The organism is Mesorhizobium sp. WSM4935 (genome assembly GCF_029625735.1).
Taxonomy (GTDB): Bacteria; Pseudomonadota; Alphaproteobacteria; order Rhizobiales; family Rhizobiaceae; genus Mesorhizobium.
In genome coordinates, this window is record NZ_JARTVR010000010.1 from 92,616 (window position 1) to 113,330 (window position 20,715).

A 20,715-nucleotide genomic window follows, 5' to 3' on the forward strand; every position below is an offset into this window, starting at 1 on the left:
TGATAGATCGTGCTGCGCGGGGTCTGGACCTGTCGAGAGACGCGGCGGCAGTGCCGCTTCGGCAATCTTGTGCTTGCGATCAATCCGGCTTCGGCCTAAGTCACCGGCAACCCCCGGAGACTTTTATGGCTGGCACATCCCAACACGGCAAAGCGTTCATTCGCCCGAAGGCGAGAGCGCATCTGCTCATCGTCGAAGCGCGCTTCCACGATGACCTTGCCGACGCGCTTCTGGAAGGCGCGACAGGCGCGCTCGATGAGGTCGGCGCCACCTATGACGTGGTGACGGTTCCCGGTTCGCTCGAAATACCGGCCGTCATCACCTTCGCGCTCGATGGCGCCGCCGAAGGCGGCACGCATTATGACGGCTTCGTCGCGCTCGGCACCATCATCCGCGGCGACACTTATCATTTCGACATCGTCGCCAATGAATCGAGCCGCGCGCTGATGGACCTTTCGGTGCAGGAGGCGATCGCGATCGGCAACGGCATCCTGACCACAGAGAACGACGCGCAGGCATGGACGCGCGCGCGAAAGGCGGAAGGCGACAAGGGCGGCTTCGCCGCGCGCGCGGCGCTGACCATGATCGCGCTCAAAGAGAAATTCGGAGCCCGATCGTGACCGAGCCTGCCTCGACCGGAGCGGTGCGCCACGCCAACAAACGTGGGGCCGCCCGACTTGCCGCCGTCCAGGCGCTCTATCAGATGGACGTAGCCGGCAGCGGCGTCTTCGAGATCACGGCCGAATACGAAGCCTTCCGTCTCGGCAAGGAAGTCGATGGCGCGCTCTATCGCGAGGCGGACGCGCAATGGTTCCGCGCCATCCTGACCGGCGTCGTCGAGAACCAGAAGACCATCGATCCCGTCATCCGCCAGGCGCTGACCGAGGACTGGCCGTTGTCGCGGCTGGATTCGACCCTGCGCGCCATCCTGCGCGCCGGCGTCTATGAGCTGATGAAGCGCGAGGATGTGCCGGTTGCCGTCATCGTCTCCGAATATGTCGACATTGCCAAGGCGTTCTACGAGGAAGACGAGCCGAAGCTGGTCAACGCCGTCCTTGATCGCGTCTCGCGCCGGGTACGCGGCGAGGGACGTGGCAAGGACGCTTCGTGACAACCGCGACGGCGGCGGTCGCCGAGGCCGGCAGGGAAGGGCGCCGCACTGCTATCCTGCTCGCCGCCGCGCAGGCGATCGTCGGTTCGGCCGCTCCGATCGCCATTTCGCTCGGCGCGCTAGCCGGCCAATACCTGCTCGGTCCCGACAAGTCGCTGGCGACGGCTCCGATCACGGGTTTCAACATCGGCGTGGCGCTCGGAGCGTTGCCGGCCGCCGCCATCATCCGCAGCCTCGGCCATCGCGGCGGCTTCATGACCGGCACCGTGGTCACCGCGCTTGGCGGCCTGATCTCGACCCTCGCGCTCTTCCAGGGCAGCTTCTGGCTGTTCGCCTTCGGCCTCTGCGTCATCGGCGTCGGCGGCGCCTTTGTCCAGCAGTTCCGCTTCGCCGCCGCCGACAACGCGCTGCCCGAATTCAAGGCACGGGCCATCTCCTTCGTGCTGGCCGGCGGCATCATCACAGCCGTCCTCGGGCCGCAGATCGTCATTTACACGCGTGAACTGCTGGCCCCGGTCATGTTCGCGGGGTCCTTCGCCTCGATCCTGCCCCTGGCAGCGGTTGGCGCGGTCATCCTGTCGTTCCTGCATGTGTCTTCAAGGGCCAAGGCCGTCACGGAGACCGCCGCAAGCGATGCCCGCCCGCTGATTGAAATCGTCACTCAGCCGCGCTTCGTCGCTGCACTTTTCTGCACCGTCGGAAGCTACGCGCTGATGAGCTTCGTCATGACGGGCGCGCCGCTCGCCATGGTCGGCTGCGGTCTGTCGGAGGACAATGCCACGCTCGGCATTTCCTGGCACGTCATGGCCATGTTCGGGCCGAGCTTCTTCACCGGTGCTTTGATTCATCGCTTCGGCGCCGAGCGCATCGTCGCCACTGGCCTTATCCTGTTGATCGGCTGCGCCGCCGTGGCGCTTTCCGGACTGGCGCTGTGGCAGTTCTGGACCGCGCTGATCCTGCTCGGGCTCGGCTGGAATTTCGGTTTTATCGGCGCCACGGCGATGGTCGCCGCCAGCTATCGGCCCTCCGAAAAGAGCAAGGTTCAGGGCTTCCACGACTTCGTTCTGTTCGGCTCCGTCGCCTTTGCCTCGCTGATGTCGGGCGCGATCTACAATGCCTGGGGCTGGACCATGTTGAACTGGATCGTCTTCCCGGTCGTACTGCTTTGCTTCATCGCGCTCGGCACGTTGAAGTTCGTGGGCGTTCCCAAATTCTGAAGAAGGTGCCCGACCAGCTCTTTCGGCCACTTGAACAATCTCCTGCAACGACCAGCATCATGCGTCCGGCGGGAGCACCTGCAGGACCCGCGCGATGAACATGTGGAACTCCTGCATATAGTTGCGCAGGAATGTCTTTGTTGACTCCACCGTCACCTCGCCATCATCGGTGATCAATCCCGGAGTGAATTGAATGTAGGCTTCGGGCGAGTTCATCTGCGGTGCGTTGCAGAAGCTGAGCACGCTGCGCAGGCTCTGCTGGGCGACAGCGGTCGCGATCGCGCCGGGTGACGTTCCGATGACGGCAGTCGGTTTGCGGGCAAAAGAGTTCTTGCCGTAGGGGCGACTGGCCCAGTCGATCGCATTTTTAAGGCCGCCGGGGATCGATCGGTTGTACTCCGGCGTGACGAAAAGCACCGCCTGGACGGACGCGATGGCCTTCTTGAACTCCAATGCGACCGGCGGAAAGTTGGCATCATAGTCGTAGCTGTAGAGCGGCAGGTCCTTGAAGGAGATTTCCGTCATTTCAAGTTCGGGCGGCGCCAGTTTCACGAGGGCCTTCGCAAGCTTGCGGTTGATGGAGCCCTTGGCAAGGCTGCCGATGAGGTAGCCGACTTTATGTTTGGCCATGACACACTCCTGTTTTGGCCGCCGACCCGCCTTTCCTAATATTCCGCAGAACAGGACAAGCCGCCAGCCGGCCTTAGGTCAGCATTGCGCCATGTCGGGTGGAACAGCGCTTTTGTCGGATCGAACAAAATTATTGCGCCTTTCCCCTTGGTTATGAAACCGTGTACCCCGACTGCCCATTATAACCGTGCTCATATGCAGCCACCGGTCAATCGGTTCATAGCAAGGGATTTCACAATGTTTTCAATCGGGAAGCTCGCCGTAGCAGCCATCGCGCTCGGCCTTGCCACTGCCTCGGCCAGCGCCCAGGTGGTTGTCTCCTCGAAGATCGATACCGAAGGCGGCGTGCTGGGCAACATCATTCAGCTCGTGCTCAACGCCAACAACATCAAGACCACCGACCGCATCCAACTCGGCGCGACGCCCGTGGTGCGCGAGGCGATCATCGCCGGCGAGATCGACATCTATCCCGAATACACCGGCAACGCCGCCTTCTTCTTCCAGAAGGCCGACGATCCGGTCTGGAAGGATGCCGCCAAGGCTTACGAAACCGCCAAGAAGCTCGACTATGACGCCAACAAGATCGTCTGGCTGTCGCCATCGCCGGCCAACAACACTTGGGCGATCGCGTTGCGCAAGGAAGTGGCCGACGAGAACAAGCTCGTCACCTTGACGGACTTCGGCAAATACGTCTCGGGCGGCGGCAAGGTTGTGCTCGCGGCCTCCGCCGAGTTCGTCAATTCTGCGGCGGCGCTCCCGGCCTTTCAGACCACATACGGCTTTACGTTGAAGCCCGACCAGCTGATCACGCTCTCCGGCGGCGACACCGCGGCGACCATCGCGGCTGCCGCCAACCAGACCAACGGCGCCAACGCCGCCATGGTTTACGGCACCGATGGCGGCATCCAGCCCTCCGGCCTTGTCGTTCTCCAGGACGACAAGAACGTGCAGCCCGTCTACCAGCCGGCACCGATCATCCGCGAGAAGGTGCTGAAGGAACATCCCGAGATCGAGACGCTGCTGAAGCCGGTCTTCGCCAAGCTCGACCTGACCACGCTGCAGCAGCTCAACGGCCGCGTGCAAGTGGGTGGTGAGCCTGCGAAGGGGGTGGCCGAGGACTTTTTGAAGAAGAACGGGTTCTTGAAGTAGATAGCGGCAGAATAAATGCGAGCCGGAGAGGTGCGGCTGGCGGAACTGCTGATCTCCCCCCGCAAGGGGGAGATTGGATGTCGCTTGGGCTTTCGCCAATCACCAAAGACGGAAAACTTTCATCTGACTGTTGGGCGGGGCTTCGATGATGCCGCGCTTCGATAAGCTCGGCGTCGTTATCGCCGCGATCGTCGCTTACGCTGCCTTGGCGGCACCCTTCGCTACGTTTCGCGCCAACCGAATCGTGCCCGGACAGGCGCGCTCCATCCTCGAGGCCCTGCCGTCTCCGCTCGGCATCCTGCTGCTGGCGATAGTGATCGCCGGCGGCATGGTCGCGCTGCTGAGGACGCCGCTCGTCCCGAGGCTCGCTACCGGCATCGTCGGGCTTGTCGCTCTCGCGATCCTGATCGGCGTCGCCGGCGGTTTCCTGACGCCCGACGGTAACACGTTCGCCCGCATCGCGCCGGCCTCCGGTTTCTGGCTGCTGATCTTTGCCTTCGCCTTGCTTCTGGCCGATGTGCTGACTAGGCTGAGCCTGTCGCCTTTGGCGCGCATCGGCATTCTTGCCGTCGCCGCGCTCGCCATCGGCGCGTTGCTGGCATCGGGGCTTTGGGACAGTCTTTCCATCCTCAAGGAATATTCCAACCGCGCCGATAGTTTCTGGGCCGAAGCGTCCAAGCACGTCACGCTGGCGCTCGGCTCGCTGGCGGCGGCGGTGGTCGTCGGAGTGCCGCTCGGTATTCTCTGCCACCGCGTCGAGCGGCTGCGGGATGGCGTCCTCAATGTGCTCAACATCATCCAGACCATTCCGTCGATCGCGCTCTTCGGTCTGCTGATCGCGCCGCTCGGCTGGGTCGCTCTGCATGTGCCGGGTGCCGCAGCGATCGGCATCAGGGGCATCGGCACCGCGCCCGCCTTTGTGGCGCTCTTCCTCTATTCGCTGCTGCCGGTGGTGGCGAACACCGTCGTCGGGCTGGCTGGTGTACCCCGCGGGGCCAACGATGCCGCGCGCGGCATGGGCATGACCGATCGCCAGCGTCTGCTCGATGTCGAGTTCCCGCTTGCCTTTCCTGTAATCCTCACCGGCATCCGCATCGTTCTGGTGCAGAACATCGGCCTGGCCACGATCGCGGCGCTGATCGGCGGCGGCGGCTTTGGCGTGTTCGTCTTCCAGGGCATTGGCCAGACGGCGATGGACCTGGTGCTTCTCGGCGCGGTGCCGACCGTGGCGCTGGCCTTCGCCGCGGCCATCATCCTCGACGCGATTATCGAAATGACCTCCACCAAGCGCAGGACGGACTCCGAATGATCGAGATCCAAGGCATCACCAAGCGCTACAACGGAACGGCGGTCGTCGACGATGTTTCGATGGTCATCGAGCCGCGCACCATCGCGGCCATCGTCGGCACGTCGGGATCCGGCAAGACGACGCTGCTCAGGATGATCAACCGGCTGGTCGAGCCGACCTCCGGCGTCATCAAGATCGACGGCGCCGACAATCGCTCGCTGCCTGGATACCAGCTGCGCCGCAGCATCGGCTATGCTATCCAGGGCCATGGCCTGTTCCCGCATCGCACGGTGGCCCAGAACATCGCCACGGTGCCGCAGCTGCTCGGTTGGGACAAGGACCGCATCAAGGCGCGCGTCGAAGAACTGATGACGCTCTACCAGCTCGATCCGCAGGCCTATGGTCCGCGCTATCCCCATGAGCTCTCCGGCGGCCAGCAGCAGCGCGTCGGCGTTGCCCGCGCGCTCGCCGCGGAACCCAATGTGCTTTTGATGGACGAACCGTTCGGGGCGCTGGACCCGATCATACGCACCAAGGCGCAGGAGGATCTGCTGGCGATCCAGAAGCGTTTCGGCACCACCATCATCCTGGTCACGCACGACATGGAGGAAGCGGTGCATATGGGCGACAAGATCGCCGTCATGGACGCCGGCAAGGTGCTGCAATACGCCAAACCGGCGGAGATCCTGGCGAGGCCGGCAAATGGCTTCGTCGAGACCCTGGTCGGCTCCAGCGAGCGGCCGTTCCGGCTGCTTTCGCTCGGCCGCGCGCGCGATGCCGTGGAGCCCGGCGGCGCGGAGGGCGAGGCGATCCCCGCCGACGCCAGCCAGCGCGACGCTTTGGCCGAACTTCTGTGGTCGGGTCGCCCGGCGCTGCCGGTGAAGGACGGCAACGGCAAGCTCATCGGACGCATCACCATGGAAGGGCTGGTGAAGCGGGCGAGGCCGGCATGAAGGCCTGGCTGCCCGCGCTGCTGAGACTGGCCATTTTCGCGCTGCTGGTGGTCTTCATCACCAGCCCGAACTGGTTCGAGCCGCTGCTGAAGCCGCTGACCGAGAACGGCGCGCCGGCGATCTATAACCAGGGCAGCCTGCTGACGCTGACCCTGCAGCATCTGCGCACTGTCTTGGTCGCGACGGTGGCGGCGACGATCGTCGCGGTGGCCCTGGCCATCCTGGTCACCAGGCCGGCCGGCGCCGAGTTCCTGCCCTTGTCGCGCAGCCTGGTCAATATCGGCCAGACCTTTCCGCCGGTTGCCGTGCTGGCGCTTGCGGTGCCGGCCGTGGGTTTCGGCGAGAAGCCGACGCTGATCGCGCTCTTCCTCTACGGCCTGCTGCCGATCTTCGAAAACGCGCTGACGGCGCTCACTACGCTGCCTGGCAATGTGATGGAGGCAGCGCGCGGCGCCGGCATGACCGGCTGGCAAAGGCTGGTGAAGGTCGAGCTGCCGCTGAGCGCCCCGGTGGTCCTCGGCGGCATCCGGCTCTCGGTGGTCATCGGCCTCGCCACCGCGACCATCGGCTCGACGGTTGCCGCCAAAACATTGGGCGAGGTGATCATCGCCGGCCTGATCTCGAACAATCTTGCCTTCGTTCTGCAGGGCGGCCTGATCGTCGCGGCGCTCGCGGTGCTGATCTATGACGGGCTGTCGGCGATCGAGCGCTACGCCGCGCGGCGGATGGGCCAGGAAGCGGAGTAAGCCGCGGGGTTCTGGGTCAAAACGAGCGGGCAGGGTGGTCCAGCGTCAGCTCGAGCGTTGCGCCGGCTCCGCTGGCGATCCAGCGGCGACGGACGATGGCGAAGTCGTGTCTGGTGCCGGTGTCTTCCAGCGAAACAAGATCACCTACCGCGCAATCGCTATCGAGACGAAGCGCTGCCAAGATCCCGGCGATCGAATGCTTGCCGGCATAACGGCTTGCCGCCGATGTGAGTGTGATGATGACCGGCCGACCAGTTGCGCGATCTTCGGGACTCGGCGATTGATCTTCTTGATGCCCCGACCTTTCAGCAGGAGTTCTTGCCATGACCTTGCGTCTCTCCAAGATCGTCATGTGTCTGTGTCTTGCGGCGTTCGCCTTCCTGGTCGCCTTCGGCAACATCACCGATTACGGCTCAAACTTCGCCTTTGTCCAGCATGTGCTGAGCATGGATACGACCTTTCCGGGCAACGCCCTGATGTACCGCTCGATCACCAACCCGGCGCTGTGGACAGCCGGCTACTGGCTGATCATCCTCGGCGAGGCGTTGACCTGCCTGCTCTACCTCATCGCCGCCTCGGCCCTGTGGCGGGCGCGCAAAGCCAGCGGGCAGGACTTCAACGATGCCAAGAAATTCGCCGTCATCGCCGCCACCATGGGCTTCCTGATCTGGTATTTCGGCTTCATGGTTGTGGGCGGCGAGTGGTTCGCCATGTGGCAGTCGAGCATATGGAACGGCCAGCAGAAGGCGTTCATGTTCTACATGACCATGCTCGCCGTGCTGATCTTCGTGCGCGCTGATTTACGCAGCGTGATTTCAATCGATCTAAAAGGACGGTGGGTGTCCGCCCATGAGTTGCCGCCGTCCTCTTTTGGGCGAAAGCCGGGCAAAAACCGAACAATATCTTGACGTTCCGAGCCCTGTTTCGCATACACGCCAGCGAAGGGGCGGATTCCGGCTGCCGGCAATCCGTCTCCCGTTCAAACGGCCCAGGGAGGGGTTCTTTTGGGCCATCAATCGAGGAAAATCCGGCAATGACCATCATTACCGCCGTCATCGCCTGCGGCTTGCTGTCAGTTCTGTACGCCATTTGGGCGACACGTTCGGTCCTTGCGTCCGATCAGGGCAATCAGCGCATGCAGGAAATCTCCGCGGCCATCCGCGAAGGCGCCCAGGCCTATCTGGCGCGCCAGTACACCACCATCGCCGTCGTCGGCATTGTCGTGCTCCTGCTCGCCTGGTGGCTGCTCTCGATCACCTCCGCGATCGGCTTCCTGATCGGCGCCGTGCTTTCGGGCGCCGCCGGCTTCATCGGCATGCATGTTTCGGTGCGCGCCAATGTGCGCACCGCGCAGGCCGCATCGAACAGCCTGGCCGCCGGCCTCGACATCGCCTTCAAATCCGGCGCCATCACCGGCCTGCTGGTCGCAGGCCTGGCGCTGCTCGGCGTCTCGATCTACTACGCCATCCTGACCGGCCCGATGGGACTGCAGCCGAATGACCGCGTCGTCATCGACTCGCTGGTTTCGCTCGGCTTCGGCGCATCGCTGATCTCGATCTTCGCTCGTCTCGGCGGCGGCATCTTCACCAAGGGCGCGGATGTCGGCGGCGATCTCGTCGGCAAGGTCGAGGCCGGCATTCCGGAAGACGATCCACGCAACCCCGCCACCATCGCCGACAATGTCGGCGACAATGTCGGCGACTGCGCCGGCATGGCGGCTGACCTGTTCGAGACCTACGCGGTGACGGTTGTCGCCACCATGGTTCTGGCCGCCATCTTCTTCGGCGGCACGGCGGTTCTGGGTGCGGCAATGCTCTATCCGCTCGCCATCTGCGGCGCCTGCATCCTGACCTCTATCGTCGGTACCTTCTTCGTCAAGCTGGGCTCCAACGGCTCGATCATGGGCGCCCTCTATAAGGGCCTGATCGTCACCGGACTGCTGTCGATCGTCGGCTTGGCCATTGCCACCTCGGCGGTACTGGGCTGGGGTGAGATCGGCAATGTCGGCGGGCTCGCCATCACAGGGAAGAACCTGTTCATCTGCGGGTTGATCGGCTTGGCCGTGACCGGCCTCATTGTGGTGATCACCGAATACTACACCGGCACCAACAAGCGCCCGGTGAACTCGATCGCTCAGGCGTCGGTGACCGGCCACGGCACGAACGTCATCCAGGGCCTCGCCGTCTCGCTGGAGGCGACCGCCCTGCCGGCCATCGTCATCGTCGGCGGCATCATCGCCACCTACCAGCTTGGCGGCCTCTTCGGAACGGCAATCGCCGTCACGACCATGCTCGGCCTCGCCGGCATGATCGTGGCGCTCGACGCCTTCGGCCCGGTCACCGACAATGCCGGCGGCATCGCCGAAATGTCCGGCCTGCCCAAGGAAGTGCGCCACTCGACCGACGCGCTCGACGCGGTCGGCAACACCACCAAGGCGGTCACCAAGGGCTATGCCATCGGCTCGGCCGGCCTCGGCGCGCTGGTGCTGTTCGCGGCCTACTCGAACGATCTCCGGTTCTTCGCCGCCAATGGCGACAAGTACCCCTACTTCCAGGGCATGGGCGAGATCTCCTTCGACCTCTCCAATCCGTATGTCGTCGCCGGCCTGATCTTCGGCGGCCTGATCCCCTATCTGTTCGGCGGCATCGCGATGACAGCCGTCGGCCGCGCCGCGGGCTCCATCGTCGAAGAAGTGCGCAAGCAGTTCCGCGAGGACAAGGGCATCATGGCCGGCACGTCCAAGCCGAACTATGCCCGCGCGGTCGATCTTCTGACCAGGGCGGCAATCCGGGAAATGATCGTCCCGTCGCTGCTGCCGGTGCTTGCGCCGCTCGTCGTCTATTTCGGCGTGCTCCTGATCTCCGGCTCCAAGGCCTCGGCCTTCGCGGCGCTCGGCGCCTCGCTGCTCGGCGTCATCGTCAACGGCCTCTTCGTCGCCATCTCGATGACGTCCGGCGGCGGCGCCTGGGACAACGCCAAGAAGTCGTTCGAGGACGGCTTCACCGACAAGGACGGCGTCAAGCACCTGAAGGGCTCCGAGGCTCACAAGGCCTCGGTCACCGGCGACACCGTCGGCGATCCCTACAAGGATACCGCCGGCCCGGCCGTCAACCCGGCGATCAAGATCACCAACATCGTCGCGCTGCTTCTGCTCGCCGTTCTCGCGCACGGCTGATGGCGGCGATGTTCCAGGACAAAGCCCGCGGGAGCGATCCCGCGGGCTTTTTTCGGCACCACATCATGCATTCTGCGTTCCGCCGGGGCACTCAACTGGCTTCCGGCCTTTCGCTGCCATGGCTGTAGCGGGCGAGCAACTCGTCGGCATCCGGTTCTCGCTCTGGCATCGGCGGTAAGCCGCGTGTCTGGCGCAGCATGGCCATGAACGCGCCGCGGCGAAATTGGCGGCGGAAGGAACGCGCCCGCGGATGGACGCCGAGGGCAGCCAGCAGCCTGCGTTTGAGGTAGCGGGAGCGCTTGAGGGGAGCAGGTTCTTCGGCGTTGCCGAGAATCCTCACGCGCAACGCGTCTGGCGCATTCATCGCGTCCATGAGTTCTTCCTGCTCCCGCGCCGTGTCTCGCGCATAGCTGCCTTCGCGCTTGCCCGAATGCAGCATGAGCACGGTCAAATGAGGCATAGTCGCGATCACCGCACCCTTGCGCCAGGCACGGAACAGCCAGTCCTGGGAACTTTCGCAAACGCACTGGCTGGCCGGGCGCCATGGCCCAAGCCTTGGCAGCGACGTCCGCCGGATCATTTGCGCGGAGCCGAATCCGACGGTGGTGACCGGATCATAGAAGCCGTCACGCCCCATCCCGAGGATCATATGCCTGGAACCTTTGCTCTCGGACGACTCGATGACTGCTCCTCGGGCGATCACCACATCGGCGCCGGTGGCGTCGATCCAGCCGCTCATGGACGTCAGATGGTCGGGGAACCAGAGGTCGTCATGGTTCAAGATGGCCACGAAACGGCCGCGTGCTCTGGCAAAGCCGATATTGTTGGGCCCCGACTGCTCGCCAAAATTCACGGGAAGATCGATATAGGAGATCCGGGCGTCGCCGAAAGCGGCGACCGTTGTCGCGGTGTCCGGCCGGCAGGCGTCGCCAATGACTATGGCTTCCCAGTTCTGCAGAGTCTGACCGACGAGGCTCTTCAGCGTCTGGCGCAGGACCGCCGGGCGGTTGTGCGTCGCGATGACGACCGAGACAAGCGGTTCGATCCGCCCTGTTGGCGCGTCTTGACCGGCCTGTTCCACGCTACACCAGCTTGTAGGGAATCTGTTCCGTGTCCGGCGGCAGGCGCCAATGATCGGGCGCGTCATAGGCGTAGGCCTTGTCGACGAGGTTGAGCACCAACGCCGTTTCCGGTCCGAGCGCGACCACACCGTGCCAGACGCCGGGCGGAATGACGACGATGGCGGGCCTGACCGCTCCGACAATCTTGTGCCAAAGCGTGCCGAATGTCGGCGAGGCCTTGCGACCGTCGAACAGTGAGATGCGAACGCTGCCCGCCGAGCAAAAAAGCCGGTCGGTTGTGACGCCATGGGCATGCCATCCCGTCACCGCGCCGGGATAAAGCGTGCGCTGAAACACCTGTCCAACGGGAAGTCCGTCGAGATCCCATTCTTCGCGAAAGACCTCAGTGAGGTAGCCGGTCGAAGTCGCGACAGGTCGGATTTCCTTGAGCGCGACGCCGTCGATTGTCGGCGGATCGACGACAAGCCAGTCAGGTGTCACGGTCTGCCGGTCAGGCGTGCCCGTCGCCATCCAGCCTTGCGGCACAGTGCGATCGCTGTTGCTCATGATAGATCCCCAATCCCCAGCAAATTGATAGGGGGACGCCGGAATATAAGCAAGTATGCGTCCTGGCCGCGCGTAAACAAAACCCGCCGGCGAGGCGGCGGGTTCTGATTGTTCTGCAGCCGTCGATAGACTTAAGGCGTACCCCCGCTGCCGCCGCCGGGGATGCCGGGTGCCAGCTTGCTCGCACCGCTGATGATCTGGCTGAGGAAGTTCTGGTCCTTGCCGCCGGTCGGCGTCGTCCGCGAGATGAAGTCGAAGATCTTGCCGTCCTTGAGACCATAATTGGCGATCTGGGTGACGCGGCCGTCCGCGCCGAAATAGACCGCCAGCACATGCTGGTCGATGATCCGGGGGTTGTCGAAGGCGACGTAGCGCTTGCGCGTTTGCGAGATGTAGTAGAAGGCCTCGTTATCGAAGGTCGCCGTCGTCGACGGCGTGCCCAGCGCCAAAAGCACCTGTTCGCGGCTCGACCCGACCGGTACCGAATCGATCGCCTGCTGGTCGATGACGTAGCCTTTCGTCAGCGTCTCGCTTGGATGGAGATCGCCGAACATCTTGGACGAATTGCAGGCGGAAAGCGCTGATACCACGACCAGCAGCGAAGCCACGCCCACCTGGGCGGGCGCAAAGAACGACTTGAATTTCAGCGCACCCAACAACAATTCTCCATAACATCCCCGCAACTTGCGCTGGGCCGCAAAACCGGTAAACCAGCTTCGATGCCGATGCAACAAGGCCAAATTAAACAACAGGTCCCCGGGAGACCGCCCTCGATGTTCCAGCGCCTTTTTGGCCGCGAACGCAATGCCAACCGCGCTATCACCGACGCGCTCTACGCACAAATCGTGGCGGCGGCGCGGCAAACGGTGTTTTATTCCGACTGGAATGTGCCGGATACGCCGCTCGGCCGCTTCGAGATGCTGTCGCTGCACATGTATCTCGTCCAGCATCGGCTGCATGGCGAGCAAGGTGTGGCCGCCGAGGTCGCGCAAGTGCTGATCGACGAGTTCTTTCTCGATGTCGAGCATTCGCTGCGCGAGCTCGGCATCAGCGATGTCGGCGTGCCCAAGCGCATGAAGAAGCTGGCAAAGATGTTTTACGGCCGCACGGCCGCTTATGACGACGCGCTCGGGCAGGACGATCGGGTGGCGCTTGCGGCGGCACTTGCCCGCAACGTCAGGCCGGACGCCGGTTCCTGGCCGCACGCGCCGCTGCTGGCGGACTATGTCCGCGAGGCCTCGCGGAAGCTTGCCGCGCAGCCGACCGAATCGATTGTCGCCGGCACCGCCGCGTTCCCGGCCGCCGGGACCGCGTGAAGGAGGCGCTGATGAAAGACGCCGAATTGCAAAGCCCGGTATCCTTTGTCGCCAATGTCGCGCGGCTGCCGCAAAAGGGCCTGCCCGTCGTGGTCGAGGCCGATGAAGCCCAGCGTCAATCGCTTGCCGCCGAACATGATCTGCTTTCGGTCGAAAGCTATCGCGCCGAGCTGCTCGTGACCTCCTGGAAACGCAATGGCGTCAAGGTCACCGGCCGCGTCGAGGCCGACATCACGCAAGCCTGCATCGTCACCCTGGATCCGGTTGCCGCGCATATCGACGAGCCGGTCGAGGCGCTGTTTCTGCCCGAGCAGTCGAAGCTTGGGCGCGAAGGTTTCGAGGGCGGCGGCGAGATCATCCTCGACGCCGACGGACCGGACAGTCCGGAGACATTTTCCGGCGACACCATCGACGTCGGCGCGCTGGCGGAGCAGTTTTTCGGCCTGGCGATCGATCCCTATCCGCGCAAGCCGGGGGCGTCGCTCGATGTTGCCGGCGACGACCAGCCTGAGGAAAGCGAATTCCAGAAAAAGCTGCGTTCGCTGCTTGGAAAATCCTGAGGTTGGTCCGGATTTTGGAAAAGTTGGTTGTGCGTCAGCCCAAAACCGCTATTTTCGCCGAACCTTCGCGAGCCCCCTTACCTTGGCAGGCGTTCGCCGCAAGCCAGGCAAACCGTGAGAAAAATACCACGTGATCAGGATTTCCATCGATGCCATGGGCGGCGATCACGGACCGAGCGTGGTCATCCCGGCGCTGATGACGGTCGCCATACGCCGTCCTGACATCCGCTTCGTCATCTACGGCCGCGAGGACGTGGTGCGTCCCGAGCTTGCGAAATTTCCGAAACTCGGCGAGGTGAGTGAGTTCGTCCATTGCGAGGTCGCCGTGCGCATGGACGACAAGCCGAGCCAGGCCTTGCGCCACGGCCGCTGGAAGTCGTCGATGTGGAAGGCCGTCGAGGCGGTCAAGAACGGCGGGGCGCAGGCCTGCATCTCGGCCGGCAACACCGGCGCGCTGATGGCGATGTCGAAATTCTGCCTGCGCACCATGGCCACCATCGACCGCCCGGCGATCGCGGCGCTCTGGCCCACGACGCGCGGCGAAAGCGTGGTGCTCGATGTCGGCGCCACCATCGGCGCCGATGCGCATCAGCTTATCGATTTCGCCATTCTGGGCACCGGCATGGCGCGCTCGGTGTTCGGCGTCGAGCGGCCGAGCGTCGGCCTACTCAATGTCGGCGTCGAGGAGATCAAGGGCCAGGAAGAGGTCAAGGAAGCCGGCCGCATGCTGCGTGAGGCCAACATGGCCTCGATGAACTATCGCGGCTTCGTCGAGGGCGACGATATCGGCAAGGGAACGGTCGACGTGGTGGTCACCGAAGGCTTTGCCGGAAACATCGCGCTCAAGACGGCCGAAGGCACCGCAAGGCAGATCGCCGGCTATCTGCGCGCCGCCATGAGCCGCACGCTCATGGCCAAGATCGGCTATGTCTTCGCCAAGGGCGCCTTCGACAGGCTGCGCGAAAAGATGGATGTCGGTCGCTCCAATGGCGGCGTCTTCCTGGGGTTGAACGGCATCGTGGTGAAGAGCCATGGCGGCGCCGATTCGGATGGCTTCGCGGCAGCCATCGAGCTCGGCTACGACATGGTGCGCAACAATCTGCTTGACCGGATCGAGGCCGACCTCGATCTGTTCCATGCGCGCAACCCGACTGCGCAGGCAAACAGGAAATCCGGTGTCGCCGCCGACGCCGAGGAATAGGAACGAGCTTTGATCAGATCAGTCGTGCGCGGCAATGGTGCCGCGCTGCCCCGCCGCATCATGAAGAATGCCGATTTCGAAGGCATGGTCGAGACCTCCGACGAGTGGATCGTCCAGCGCACCGGCATTCGCCAGCGCCACGTCGCGGCCGACGACGAGACGACGGCCTCGCTCGGAGAGGCGGCCGCGCGCGCCGCGCTCGACAGCGCCGGCATGACACCCGCCGATATCGACCTCATCATCCTGGCGACCTCGACGCCCAACAACACGTTCCCGGCGACTGCCGTCGAAATCCAGAACCGGCTCGGCATGCATCACGGCTTCGCCTTCGACATGCAGGCCGTATGCTCGGGCTTCGTCTACGCCGTCGCCACCGCCGACCTTTATATCCGCGGCGGCCTCGCCAAACGCGTCCTGGTGATCGGCTCGGAAACATTCTCGCGCATCCTCGACTGGAGCGACCGCTCAACCTGCGTGCTGTTTGGCGACGGCGCCGGCGCGCTGGTTCTCGAAGCGGAAGAGGGCGCCGGGGCGATCACCGATCGCGGCGTTTTGGCGGCAAGCTTGCGCTCGGACGGCGTGCACAAGGACAAGCTCTTCGTCGACGGCGGCCCTTCGACCACGGGAACCGTCGGTCATCTCAGGATGGAAGGCCGTGAAGTGTTCAAGCATGCCGTCGGCATGATCACCGATGTCATCGAGGCGACCTTCGGCCAGGCCGGCATAACGGCCGAGGACCTCGACTGGTTCGTGCCGCATCAAGCCAATAAACGGATTATTGACGCTTCCGCCAAGAAGCTCGGGATTGCCGAAGAGAAAGTGGTGGTCACCGTCGATCTACACGGTAACACCTCGGCTGCCTCGGTGCCGCTCGCTCTCTCGGTGGCCGTCGCCGACGGCCGCATCAAGAAGGGCGACCTTGTGCTTCTCGAGGCGATGGGTGGAGGTTTCACCTGGGGCGCGGTATTGCTCCGCTGGTAAGTGCCGAACGCGCCGGTTCGGTTCTTGACCTTGCCGGATCAATTACTTAGGCTCTGCCTTTACCTGTATCGATTTACGTGTTGCGAGCAGATGGGACGGTCGCATGGGGGGAAAGACACTTACGCGTGCCGACCTAGCTGAAGCCGTTTACCGGAAGGTTGGCTTGTCGCGAACTGAATCGGCCGAGCTCGTCGAGGCCGTCCTGGATGAGATCTGCGAGGCCATCGTTCGAGGCGAGACGGTGAAGCTGTCTTCCTTCGCCACCTTCCATGTCCGTTCCAAGAACGAGCGCATCGGCCGCAATCCCAAGACGGGCGAGGAAGTGCCGATCCTGCCGCGCCGGGTGATGACGTTCAAATCGTCGAATGTGCTCAAGAACCGGATCCTGCGTTCGCACCAGAACAGCAAGGGCAAGGGCAGCAAGTAGTTTGCTGGCGAATACGGTTGAAAACCGCCGGCGGTTTTGACGCTGGGCTTGAATATCGTTTCATAAATCGCTGAAATAAGGGGCGATTCGGTATCATGCCCGGATCGTGGTCCAGTGTGGAGGATTGGCCCATGGACAAGAGCCCCGATGCTTTCCGCACCATCAGCGAAGTCGCGGAAGACCTCGATTTGCCGCAGCATGTGCTGCGTTTCTGGGAGACGCGCTTCACCCAGATCAAGCCGATGAAGCGTGGCGGCGGCCGGCGCTACTACCGGCCGCAGGACGTCGAGCTCATCAAGGGCATCAGGCATATGCTCTATGATCAGGGCTACACGATCAAAGGCGTGCAGAAGCTGTTGCGCGAGAACGGCAACCATTTTCTGGTCGCCATTGGCAATGGCGACATGGCCGCCGTGGAGGCGATCGCCCAGCGCCGCCAGGCCGAGCAGGTGCCGCTGACGGCGGCCGCCCAGCCGCGCGGCGACGAGGACGCGCTGGTCGGCCAGCCCAAGGTTAAGCCCAGCCGCCGTTTCTTCGGCCTCGGCAAGAGCGACGACGAAGGTCCGGTCCAACCCGACTCCTCGAAATTGTCGCGTGACAATCGCGCCCTGCTGCAGGAGGCGCTGTTCGATCTGCTGGAGTGCAAACGCCTGCTCGACCAGGTCCGTTGAACGGTCCGCTTGATGGGGCGCGGTCGGCCCGCAGGAACTGGCTTGTCGTCCATGCGTTAGGCCTTCTCGAAGAGAAGGACAACAAGCATGGCATCGTTTTCGACACTCTCCGACGTCGATATCGACAAGCAGGTCGCGGCGCTTTCGCGGCAATTGCACGATCTCAAGAAAGTTTTGGCCAGGCGCGGTGGCGCCTATTACGAGGACGGCAGCGAGATGGCGTCCGACTATTACACGCAACTTGCCGATCGCCTCCAGGAGGCGTTACCGGCAATGAGCCGCAGGGGCAGGGCGATCGAGCGTACGGCGCGCGATCATCCGGCAACGGCGGTGGCCGTCGGCCTTGTCGTGGTCGGATTGCTTGCCGGGCTTCTTATCAGCCGGCGCTGATCGATCTACGAGATTGAAACAGAAATGGCGGCCATCCTCGACGGCCGCCATTTCCATGCCACTCGGCTACAGATGATCAGTTCGCCAGCTTGAGCCGGGTCTTCGGGTCGGCCTTCATGACCTGGCTGCACTTGCCGTAGACGGTGCCGTTCTTGTCGGTGGCGTCGGTATAGGTGCCCTTGCAATCGAGCTGCAGCACCAGGCACGAGCCGTGGCCTTTACAGACCGCGCCGCCGTCGCCGGTCGGATGCGTGCCCGCGAAAGCCGGCGCCGAGACCGAGCCGAACGCCGAGACGACGAGAGCGGCGGCGAGCGTGATACGCTTGAAGTTGGTCATTTTGAGCATTTCCTTCCATTGGTTGAGGGATCGCCGTCCAGGCGTCCCGTGGGGTTGAGGAGCGCCTTCGCGGCGCCCATGACCGCTTAGTGCTGCCACCGATGGAAAGGTTCATGTGCCGCGCGATTTTTTCGATTGGCCGGCGATATCGGCGGACTGGACGGTCCGGGGTGCGTCTCTTGTTGCCGTTGCGCGGCACGCATTCCTGCGCGCATCGCCCGGCAAAGAAGCGGCTCACTTCGCCGCCAGCTTGTCGGTCAGCGTCACGACCAGCGGATTGCGGCGACGATCTTCCGCCACAACATTATCTGGTTGTAGCGCGTCGGGTGGCGGGATTTGGCAGATAGCCGAGCTTCAGGCGAAGCGGGCAAAGCCGGTTGGCCGGCGTCAGGAGGACACAGCAGACCGCCGACATCAGGCGGTGTCTGGCCGGCGGATCAGGGATGCTTAAGGAGACAGATCCGATGGGAAGGCTGGTCCGCTCTGGCAGCGAAGGCCTGCCTTCCCATCGGCAAAAAGGAAGGATCAGGCCTTCTTCGGAGCCATCTTGTGGTGGTGGCGATGATGATGGTGACGGTGGTGATGCCTGTGGTGATGACGATGATGATGATGCTTCTTCATCGGGGCCGCGTCGGCACTGGTGGTGCCGAGGATCGGCATGGTGAAAGCCAGCGCCAGAGCCAGCCCGAGCGCGGAGAGAAGGGACTTCTTCATGACTTCGTTTCCTTTTTACGCGGGCGTTCCGAGAGTCACCGGAGCAAATCGGTGACCCAAGCCTCGCGATAGGGACTATCCTCCTGGTTTTTTTCGACAATTTTTCCCAAATGTAGATTTTTGTTTCTGGATTGTTTCTGAGGAGACCTGTTGCGCTGGGTGCCCGCCCCGAGAGGCGAAGATTGCGCGATCTTTTGGAAATCCGAGGATGCGGCCGCTTGGGCTCACATGGGCGGCGCGACACCATGATTCCCGACCACGACGCGATTGGCGACGAGCTTGCCGTCGCCGCCGCGCTCGGCGTTGACGAACACTGTTACACCCGGCGTGAGATCCGCCGGTGTGGCGGTGGCGAACGTCACGATCGGTGTGGTCTGCGGGATCGCGATCCGTTTCTTCTGGCCATTGTCATAGGTGAGCGTGACCGTGCGGCCCTCGATTTCGGTGACGTCTGCGACGGTGCCGTTGGTCATGCGGCTGTTGGGCTGCAAATCCCAGTCGCGATCGCCTTCTCCCGTACCCTTCAGTGTGGCCGGGAAGATCACGACTTCCAACGCGCCGCTGCCGCCGTCGGCCTTGGATATCGAGGCGATGCCGAGAAAATCACCCTGCTTGATATCGGCCCCCGATGCCTTGGCGACACCCGAAATCTTCCAGCCGTCCGCAAGCGTGATCGTATCGGTCTTGCCGTTGCGATCCTTCACCGTCAGCTTTGATCCGGCGACGCTGACGACAGTGCCTCGAACACGCACTGCATCCGCTGCCCATGCTTGCGTCGCGCCGATGATGCTTGAGATTGTGCCAAGCACAATTGCGAACGATTTCAAATTCATGGCATCCGATCCTTTCGAGAAGCTTCCGGCGCCGTCTGTCGGCAGCCGGTGACGGCAAGCTAACGAATCGGAATGTCGAAAATGCCGGCGAATCCGGTCTCGGACCTTCAAAAGAACTTGATCGAGCGCCACGCGACCTTACATGTGCAGAGCCTGAGGCATTCGGCCAAAACGCCGCTTCACGATGGCGTGACGCCGCATCGGTGCTCTTGGCAAATCATGTGTTAACGAGCATTCTCCCGCCCGTCTCAGGCAACACCATTTCATCAGACCCTGTTTCATCTCAAGGAGTTGCCATGCCCAACACCGCACGAAACACTGTTTCGAACGACGTCATTGCCGCGTCCGGCCTCAACCCGTTGAAAGCCGCTCGCGAAACGAGGGGATATACGATCGAGGAGCTTTCTTTGACCTGCGGCCTGGCCGTGGGCGAGATCGTCGACATCGAGGACGGCAAGGACGCCGACCCCGCCAAGCTCCGCCGCATCGCTTCGGCGCTGCAGATGCCGGAAGATGAATTGATCAAAGTGCCGGCCGAAGAGAACCGGCCTATCCAGCAATAGAGACGCAAAAAGCGTCCACCGAAAAGCCCGCCGGGATTTCGCCCGGTGGGCTTTTTAGTGCCTGCACGCATAGGCGCTGGCTCTTGCCAAGATCGGCCGCATCATGCGATTCGCCGACCGCCGCTGTTCGACAAACTTGACGAGGGGTTCATCATGAGCTTGGAATCGGTTCGCGCCTTCTTTGCCGAGCGCGCGCCGGACGTGGAGGTCGTCGTCACCCAGGCGAGCTCGGCCACTGTCGCGCTGGCGGCGGAGGCGCATGGCGTCACGCCGGCGCAGATCGCCAAGACGATCTGCTTGCGCGTCGGAGAAGAGACCATGCTGGTCGTGACCAGTGGCATCGCGCGGCTCGACAATCGCAAATTCAAGGACAGGATGGGCGGCAAGCCTCGCATGCTCGGCGGCGAGGAGGTGCTGGCCGTCACCAGTCATCCGCCGGGCGGCGTCTGCCCGTTCGGCCTGCCGGCGCCGCTGCCGATTTATTGCGACCTGTCGCTCAAGCCCTTCGATGAAGTCGTTCCCGCCGCCGGCGCCACCAATGCCGCAGTGCGCATCACGCCCCAGCGCATGGCCGATCTGGTCGGCGCCGTTTGGGTCGACGTTTGCCAGTAACAATTGCCGCCTAGATATCCTTTCGCGGCCCGCGAAAGGGCCGCCGCGCGCCTTGAGCGGCGCCCGGTCGCGAGCGCTCGTTTTCCATTTGGCTCGGTACAGGGGGCTCGCCGTCGACGCGTTTAGCCGTTGCGCCCCGACCACCCCGAAAAGAGTCGATCGATGGCCAAATTGTGGACATTAGTCTTGACAGGAATACATATGTTCAATACC

General features: G+C 63.3%; 25 protein-coding genes and 1 pseudogene. 18 read left to right on the forward strand and 8 right to left on the reverse strand.

The features are described 5' to 3' along the window. Positions 1 to 125: 125 nt before the first annotated feature. From ribH to P9273_RS21790, 3 genes are read left to right on the forward strand one after another with little or no spacing between them, the layout of a single operon-like run. On the forward strand, positions 126 to 620 hold the full coding sequence (gene ribH, locus P9273_RS21780) for a 6,7-dimethyl-8-ribityllumazine synthase (protein WP_040999925.1): 495 nt from the start codon (positions 126 to 128) through the stop codon (positions 618 to 620). Next, positions 617 to 1,111 carry a transcription antitermination factor NusB gene (nusB, locus tag P9273_RS21785; protein WP_040999924.1) on the forward strand — a complete coding sequence of 165 codons (495 nt, stop codon included), beginning with the start codon at positions 617 to 619 and terminating at the stop codon, positions 1,109 to 1,111. Before ribH ends, nusB begins: the two co-directional genes overlap by 4 nt. After that, the gene (locus P9273_RS21790; RefSeq protein WP_278050752.1) at positions 1,108 to 2,328 is read left to right on the forward strand and encodes an MFS transporter; all 1,221 of its coding nucleotides are present in this window, start codon (positions 1,108 to 1,110) and stop codon (positions 2,326 to 2,328) included. The genes nusB and P9273_RS21790 overlap by 4 nt, the downstream gene beginning before the upstream one ends. A gap of 57 nt (positions 2,329 to 2,385) precedes the next feature. Here the strand turns inward: P9273_RS21790 and P9273_RS21795 are convergent, their stop codons facing one another. Beyond that, a complete protein-coding gene (locus P9273_RS21795; protein WP_278050753.1) occupies positions 2,386 to 2,958 on the reverse strand; it encodes an NADPH-dependent FMN reductase in 573 nt (190 codons plus the stop codon). A gap of 237 nt (positions 2,959 to 3,195) precedes the next feature. Here P9273_RS21795 and osmF point away from each other — a divergent pair, with 237 nt between their 5' ends. From osmF to P9273_RS21815, 4 genes are all read left to right on the forward strand, one after another. Further along, positions 3,196 to 4,107, forward strand: a complete 912-nt coding sequence (gene osmF / locus P9273_RS21800) for a glycine betaine ABC transporter substrate-binding protein OsmF (RefSeq protein WP_278050754.1) — start codon at positions 3,196 to 3,198, stop codon at positions 4,105 to 4,107. 145 nt (positions 4,108 to 4,252) lie between these two features. Further along, positions 4,253 to 5,416 carry an ABC transporter permease gene (locus P9273_RS21805; RefSeq protein ID WP_278050755.1) on the forward strand — a complete coding sequence of 388 codons (1,164 nt, stop codon included), beginning with the start codon at positions 4,253 to 4,255 and terminating at the stop codon, positions 5,414 to 5,416. After that, entirely contained in the window at positions 5,413 to 6,348 is a 936-nt protein-coding gene (locus P9273_RS21810; RefSeq protein WP_278050756.1) for an ABC transporter ATP-binding protein, read from the forward strand. Before P9273_RS21805 ends, P9273_RS21810 begins: the two co-directional genes overlap by 4 nt. Further along, the gene (locus tag P9273_RS21815; protein WP_278050757.1) at positions 6,345 to 7,094 is read left to right on the forward strand and encodes an ABC transporter permease; all 750 of its coding nucleotides are present in this window, start codon (positions 6,345 to 6,347) and stop codon (positions 7,092 to 7,094) included. Before P9273_RS21810 ends, P9273_RS21815 begins: the two co-directional genes overlap by 4 nt. 16 nt (positions 7,095 to 7,110) lie before the next feature. Here P9273_RS21815 and P9273_RS21820 read toward each other — a convergent pair whose 3' ends face one another. Then, on the reverse strand, positions 7,111 to 7,419 hold the full coding sequence (locus tag P9273_RS21820; protein ID WP_278050758.1) for a hypothetical protein: 309 nt from the start codon (positions 7,417 to 7,419) through the stop codon (positions 7,111 to 7,113). Between P9273_RS21820 and P9273_RS21825 the strand changes: the two are divergent. Then, positions 7,418 to 7,885: pseudogene (locus P9273_RS21825) on the forward strand (DUF2165 family protein); the annotation flags it as partial. The gene P9273_RS21820 and the pseudogene P9273_RS21825 sit on opposite strands and share 2 nt — an antisense overlap. 242 nt (positions 7,886 to 8,127) lie before the next feature. Then, on the forward strand, positions 8,128 to 10,269 hold the full coding sequence (locus P9273_RS21830; protein ID WP_040999916.1) for a sodium-translocating pyrophosphatase: 2,142 nt from the start codon (positions 8,128 to 8,130) through the stop codon (positions 10,267 to 10,269). 91 nt (positions 10,270 to 10,360) lie between these two features. Here P9273_RS21830 and P9273_RS21835 read toward each other — a convergent pair whose 3' ends face one another. The 3 genes from P9273_RS21835 to P9273_RS21845 form a co-directional block, all read right to left on the reverse strand. Further along, positions 10,361 to 11,350, reverse strand: coding sequence for a glycosyltransferase family 2 protein (locus tag P9273_RS21835; protein ID WP_278050759.1), 990 nt, complete (start codon positions 11,348 to 11,350; stop codon positions 10,361 to 10,363). Between the two features lies 1 nt (position 11,351). Further along, positions 11,352 to 11,897: a dTDP-4-dehydrorhamnose 3,5-epimerase family protein gene (locus P9273_RS21840; RefSeq protein ID WP_278050760.1), complete on the reverse strand. Its 546-nt coding sequence runs from the start codon at positions 11,895 to 11,897 to the stop codon at positions 11,352 to 11,354. A gap of 131 nt (positions 11,898 to 12,028) precedes the next feature. Continuing rightward, a complete protein-coding gene (locus tag P9273_RS21845; protein WP_040999914.1) occupies positions 12,029 to 12,553 on the reverse strand; it encodes an outer membrane protein assembly factor BamE in 525 nt (174 codons plus the stop codon). A gap of 117 nt (positions 12,554 to 12,670) precedes the next feature. On the opposite strand from P9273_RS21845, the gene P9273_RS21850 reads away from it, so the two are divergent. The 7 genes from P9273_RS21850 (at position 12,671) to P9273_RS21880 (ending at position 17,443) form a co-directional block, all read left to right on the forward strand. Beyond that, complete coding sequence (locus P9273_RS21850; RefSeq protein WP_278050761.1) at positions 12,671 to 13,213, forward strand: ubiquinol-cytochrome C chaperone family protein; 543 nt, start codon at positions 12,671 to 12,673, stop codon at positions 13,211 to 13,213. A gap of 11 nt (positions 13,214 to 13,224) precedes the next feature. Then, positions 13,225 to 13,773, forward strand: a complete 549-nt coding sequence (locus P9273_RS21855) for a YceD family protein (protein WP_278050762.1) — start codon at positions 13,225 to 13,227, stop codon at positions 13,771 to 13,773. Between the two features lie 130 nt (positions 13,774 to 13,903). After that, on the forward strand, positions 13,904 to 14,974 hold the full coding sequence (plsX, locus tag P9273_RS21860) for a phosphate acyltransferase PlsX (RefSeq protein WP_040999912.1): 1,071 nt from the start codon (positions 13,904 to 13,906) through the stop codon (positions 14,972 to 14,974). A gap of 9 nt (positions 14,975 to 14,983) precedes the next feature. Continuing rightward, entirely contained in the window at positions 14,984 to 15,955 is a 972-nt protein-coding gene (locus P9273_RS21865; RefSeq protein WP_040999911.1) for a beta-ketoacyl-ACP synthase III, read from the forward strand. 103 nt (positions 15,956 to 16,058) lie between these two features. Further along, positions 16,059 to 16,382 (forward strand): integration host factor subunit alpha, encoded by a 324-nt coding sequence (locus P9273_RS21870; RefSeq protein ID WP_040999910.1) that lies wholly within the window; start codon positions 16,059 to 16,061, stop codon positions 16,380 to 16,382. 131 nt (positions 16,383 to 16,513) lie between these two features. Continuing rightward, positions 16,514 to 17,053 (forward strand): MerR family transcriptional regulator, encoded by a 540-nt coding sequence (locus P9273_RS21875; protein WP_040983239.1) that lies wholly within the window; start codon positions 16,514 to 16,516, stop codon positions 17,051 to 17,053. An 87-nt stretch (positions 17,054 to 17,140) separates the two neighbouring features. After that, a complete protein-coding gene (locus P9273_RS21880) occupies positions 17,141 to 17,443 on the forward strand; it encodes a glycine zipper domain-containing protein (RefSeq protein WP_278050763.1) in 303 nt (100 codons plus the stop codon). A gap of 76 nt (positions 17,444 to 17,519) precedes the next feature. Here the strand turns inward: P9273_RS21880 and P9273_RS21885 are convergent, their stop codons facing one another. The 3 genes from P9273_RS21885 to P9273_RS21895 form a co-directional block, all read right to left on the reverse strand. Further along, positions 17,520 to 17,780: a hypothetical protein gene (locus tag P9273_RS21885; RefSeq protein ID WP_278050764.1), complete on the reverse strand. Its 261-nt coding sequence runs from the start codon at positions 17,778 to 17,780 to the stop codon at positions 17,520 to 17,522. A gap of 525 nt (positions 17,781 to 18,305) precedes the next feature. Next, entirely contained in the window at positions 18,306 to 18,494 is a 189-nt protein-coding gene (locus P9273_RS21890; protein WP_040999907.1) for a hypothetical protein, read from the reverse strand. Positions 18,495 to 18,718: 224 nt separating this feature from the next. Further along, the gene (locus P9273_RS21895) at positions 18,719 to 19,327 is read right to left on the reverse strand and encodes a hypothetical protein (RefSeq protein WP_278050854.1); all 609 of its coding nucleotides are present in this window, start codon (positions 19,325 to 19,327) and stop codon (positions 18,719 to 18,721) included. A 296-nt stretch (positions 19,328 to 19,623) separates the two neighbouring features. Here P9273_RS21895 and P9273_RS21900 point away from each other — a divergent pair, with 296 nt between their 5' ends. Continuing rightward, entirely contained in the window at positions 19,624 to 19,890 is a 267-nt protein-coding gene (locus P9273_RS21900) for a helix-turn-helix domain-containing protein (RefSeq protein WP_278050765.1), read from the forward strand. A gap of 153 nt (positions 19,891 to 20,043) precedes the next feature. Continuing rightward, a complete protein-coding gene (locus P9273_RS21905; protein ID WP_278050766.1) occupies positions 20,044 to 20,502 on the forward strand; it encodes a YbaK/EbsC family protein in 459 nt (152 codons plus the stop codon). Positions 20,503 to 20,715 lie beyond the last annotated feature (213 nt).

What these genes read in the sequence shown, in the direction of transcription:
- ribH (WP_040999925.1), top strand. Translation starts at nt 126, where the DNA reads ATGGCTGGCACATCCCAACACGGCAAAGCGTTCATTCGCCCGAAGGCG.
- P9273_RS21795 (WP_278050753.1), bottom strand. Translation starts at nt 2,958, where the DNA reads ATGGCCAAACATAAAGTCGGCTACCTCATCGGCAGCCTTGCCAAGGGC.
- osmF (WP_278050754.1), top strand. Translation starts at nt 3,196, where the DNA reads ATGTTTTCAATCGGGAAGCTCGCCGTAGCAGCCATCGCGCTCGGCCTT.
- P9273_RS21805 (WP_278050755.1), top strand. Translation starts at nt 4,253, where the DNA reads ATGATGCCGCGCTTCGATAAGCTCGGCGTCGTTATCGCCGCGATCGTC.
- P9273_RS21810 (WP_278050756.1), top strand. Translation starts at nt 5,413, where the DNA reads ATGATCGAGATCCAAGGCATCACCAAGCGCTACAACGGAACGGCGGTC.
- P9273_RS21815 (WP_278050757.1), top strand. Translation starts at nt 6,345, where the DNA reads ATGAAGGCCTGGCTGCCCGCGCTGCTGAGACTGGCCATTTTCGCGCTG.
- P9273_RS21820 (WP_278050758.1), bottom strand. Translation starts at nt 7,419, where the DNA reads ATGGCAAGAACTCCTGCTGAAAGGTCGGGGCATCAAGAAGATCAATCG.
- P9273_RS21830 (WP_040999916.1), top strand. Translation starts at nt 8,128, where the DNA reads ATGACCATCATTACCGCCGTCATCGCCTGCGGCTTGCTGTCAGTTCTG.
- P9273_RS21840 (WP_278050760.1), bottom strand. Translation starts at nt 11,897, where the DNA reads ATGAGCAACAGCGATCGCACTGTGCCGCAAGGCTGGATGGCGACGGGC.
- P9273_RS21850 (WP_278050761.1), top strand. Translation starts at nt 12,671, where the DNA reads ATGTTCCAGCGCCTTTTTGGCCGCGAACGCAATGCCAACCGCGCTATC.
- P9273_RS21855 (WP_278050762.1), top strand. Translation starts at nt 13,225, where the DNA reads ATGAAAGACGCCGAATTGCAAAGCCCGGTATCCTTTGTCGCCAATGTC.
- P9273_RS21870 (WP_040999910.1), top strand. Translation starts at nt 16,059, where the DNA reads ATGGGGGGAAAGACACTTACGCGTGCCGACCTAGCTGAAGCCGTTTAC.
- P9273_RS21875 (WP_040983239.1), top strand. Translation starts at nt 16,514, where the DNA reads ATGGACAAGAGCCCCGATGCTTTCCGCACCATCAGCGAAGTCGCGGAA.
- P9273_RS21880 (WP_278050763.1), top strand. Translation starts at nt 17,141, where the DNA reads ATGGCATCGTTTTCGACACTCTCCGACGTCGATATCGACAAGCAGGTC.
- P9273_RS21885 (WP_278050764.1), bottom strand. Translation starts at nt 17,780, where the DNA reads ATGACCAACTTCAAGCGTATCACGCTCGCCGCCGCTCTCGTCGTCTCG.
- P9273_RS21890 (WP_040999907.1), bottom strand. Translation starts at nt 18,494, where the DNA reads ATGAAGAAGTCCCTTCTCTCCGCGCTCGGGCTGGCTCTGGCGCTGGCT.
- P9273_RS21895 (WP_278050854.1), bottom strand. Translation starts at nt 19,327, where the DNA reads ATGAATTTGAAATCGTTCGCAATTGTGCTTGGCACAATCTCAAGCATC.
- P9273_RS21900 (WP_278050765.1), top strand. Translation starts at nt 19,624, where the DNA reads ATGCCCAACACCGCACGAAACACTGTTTCGAACGACGTCATTGCCGCG.
- P9273_RS21905 (WP_278050766.1), top strand. Translation starts at nt 20,044, where the DNA reads ATGAGCTTGGAATCGGTTCGCGCCTTCTTTGCCGAGCGCGCGCCGGAC.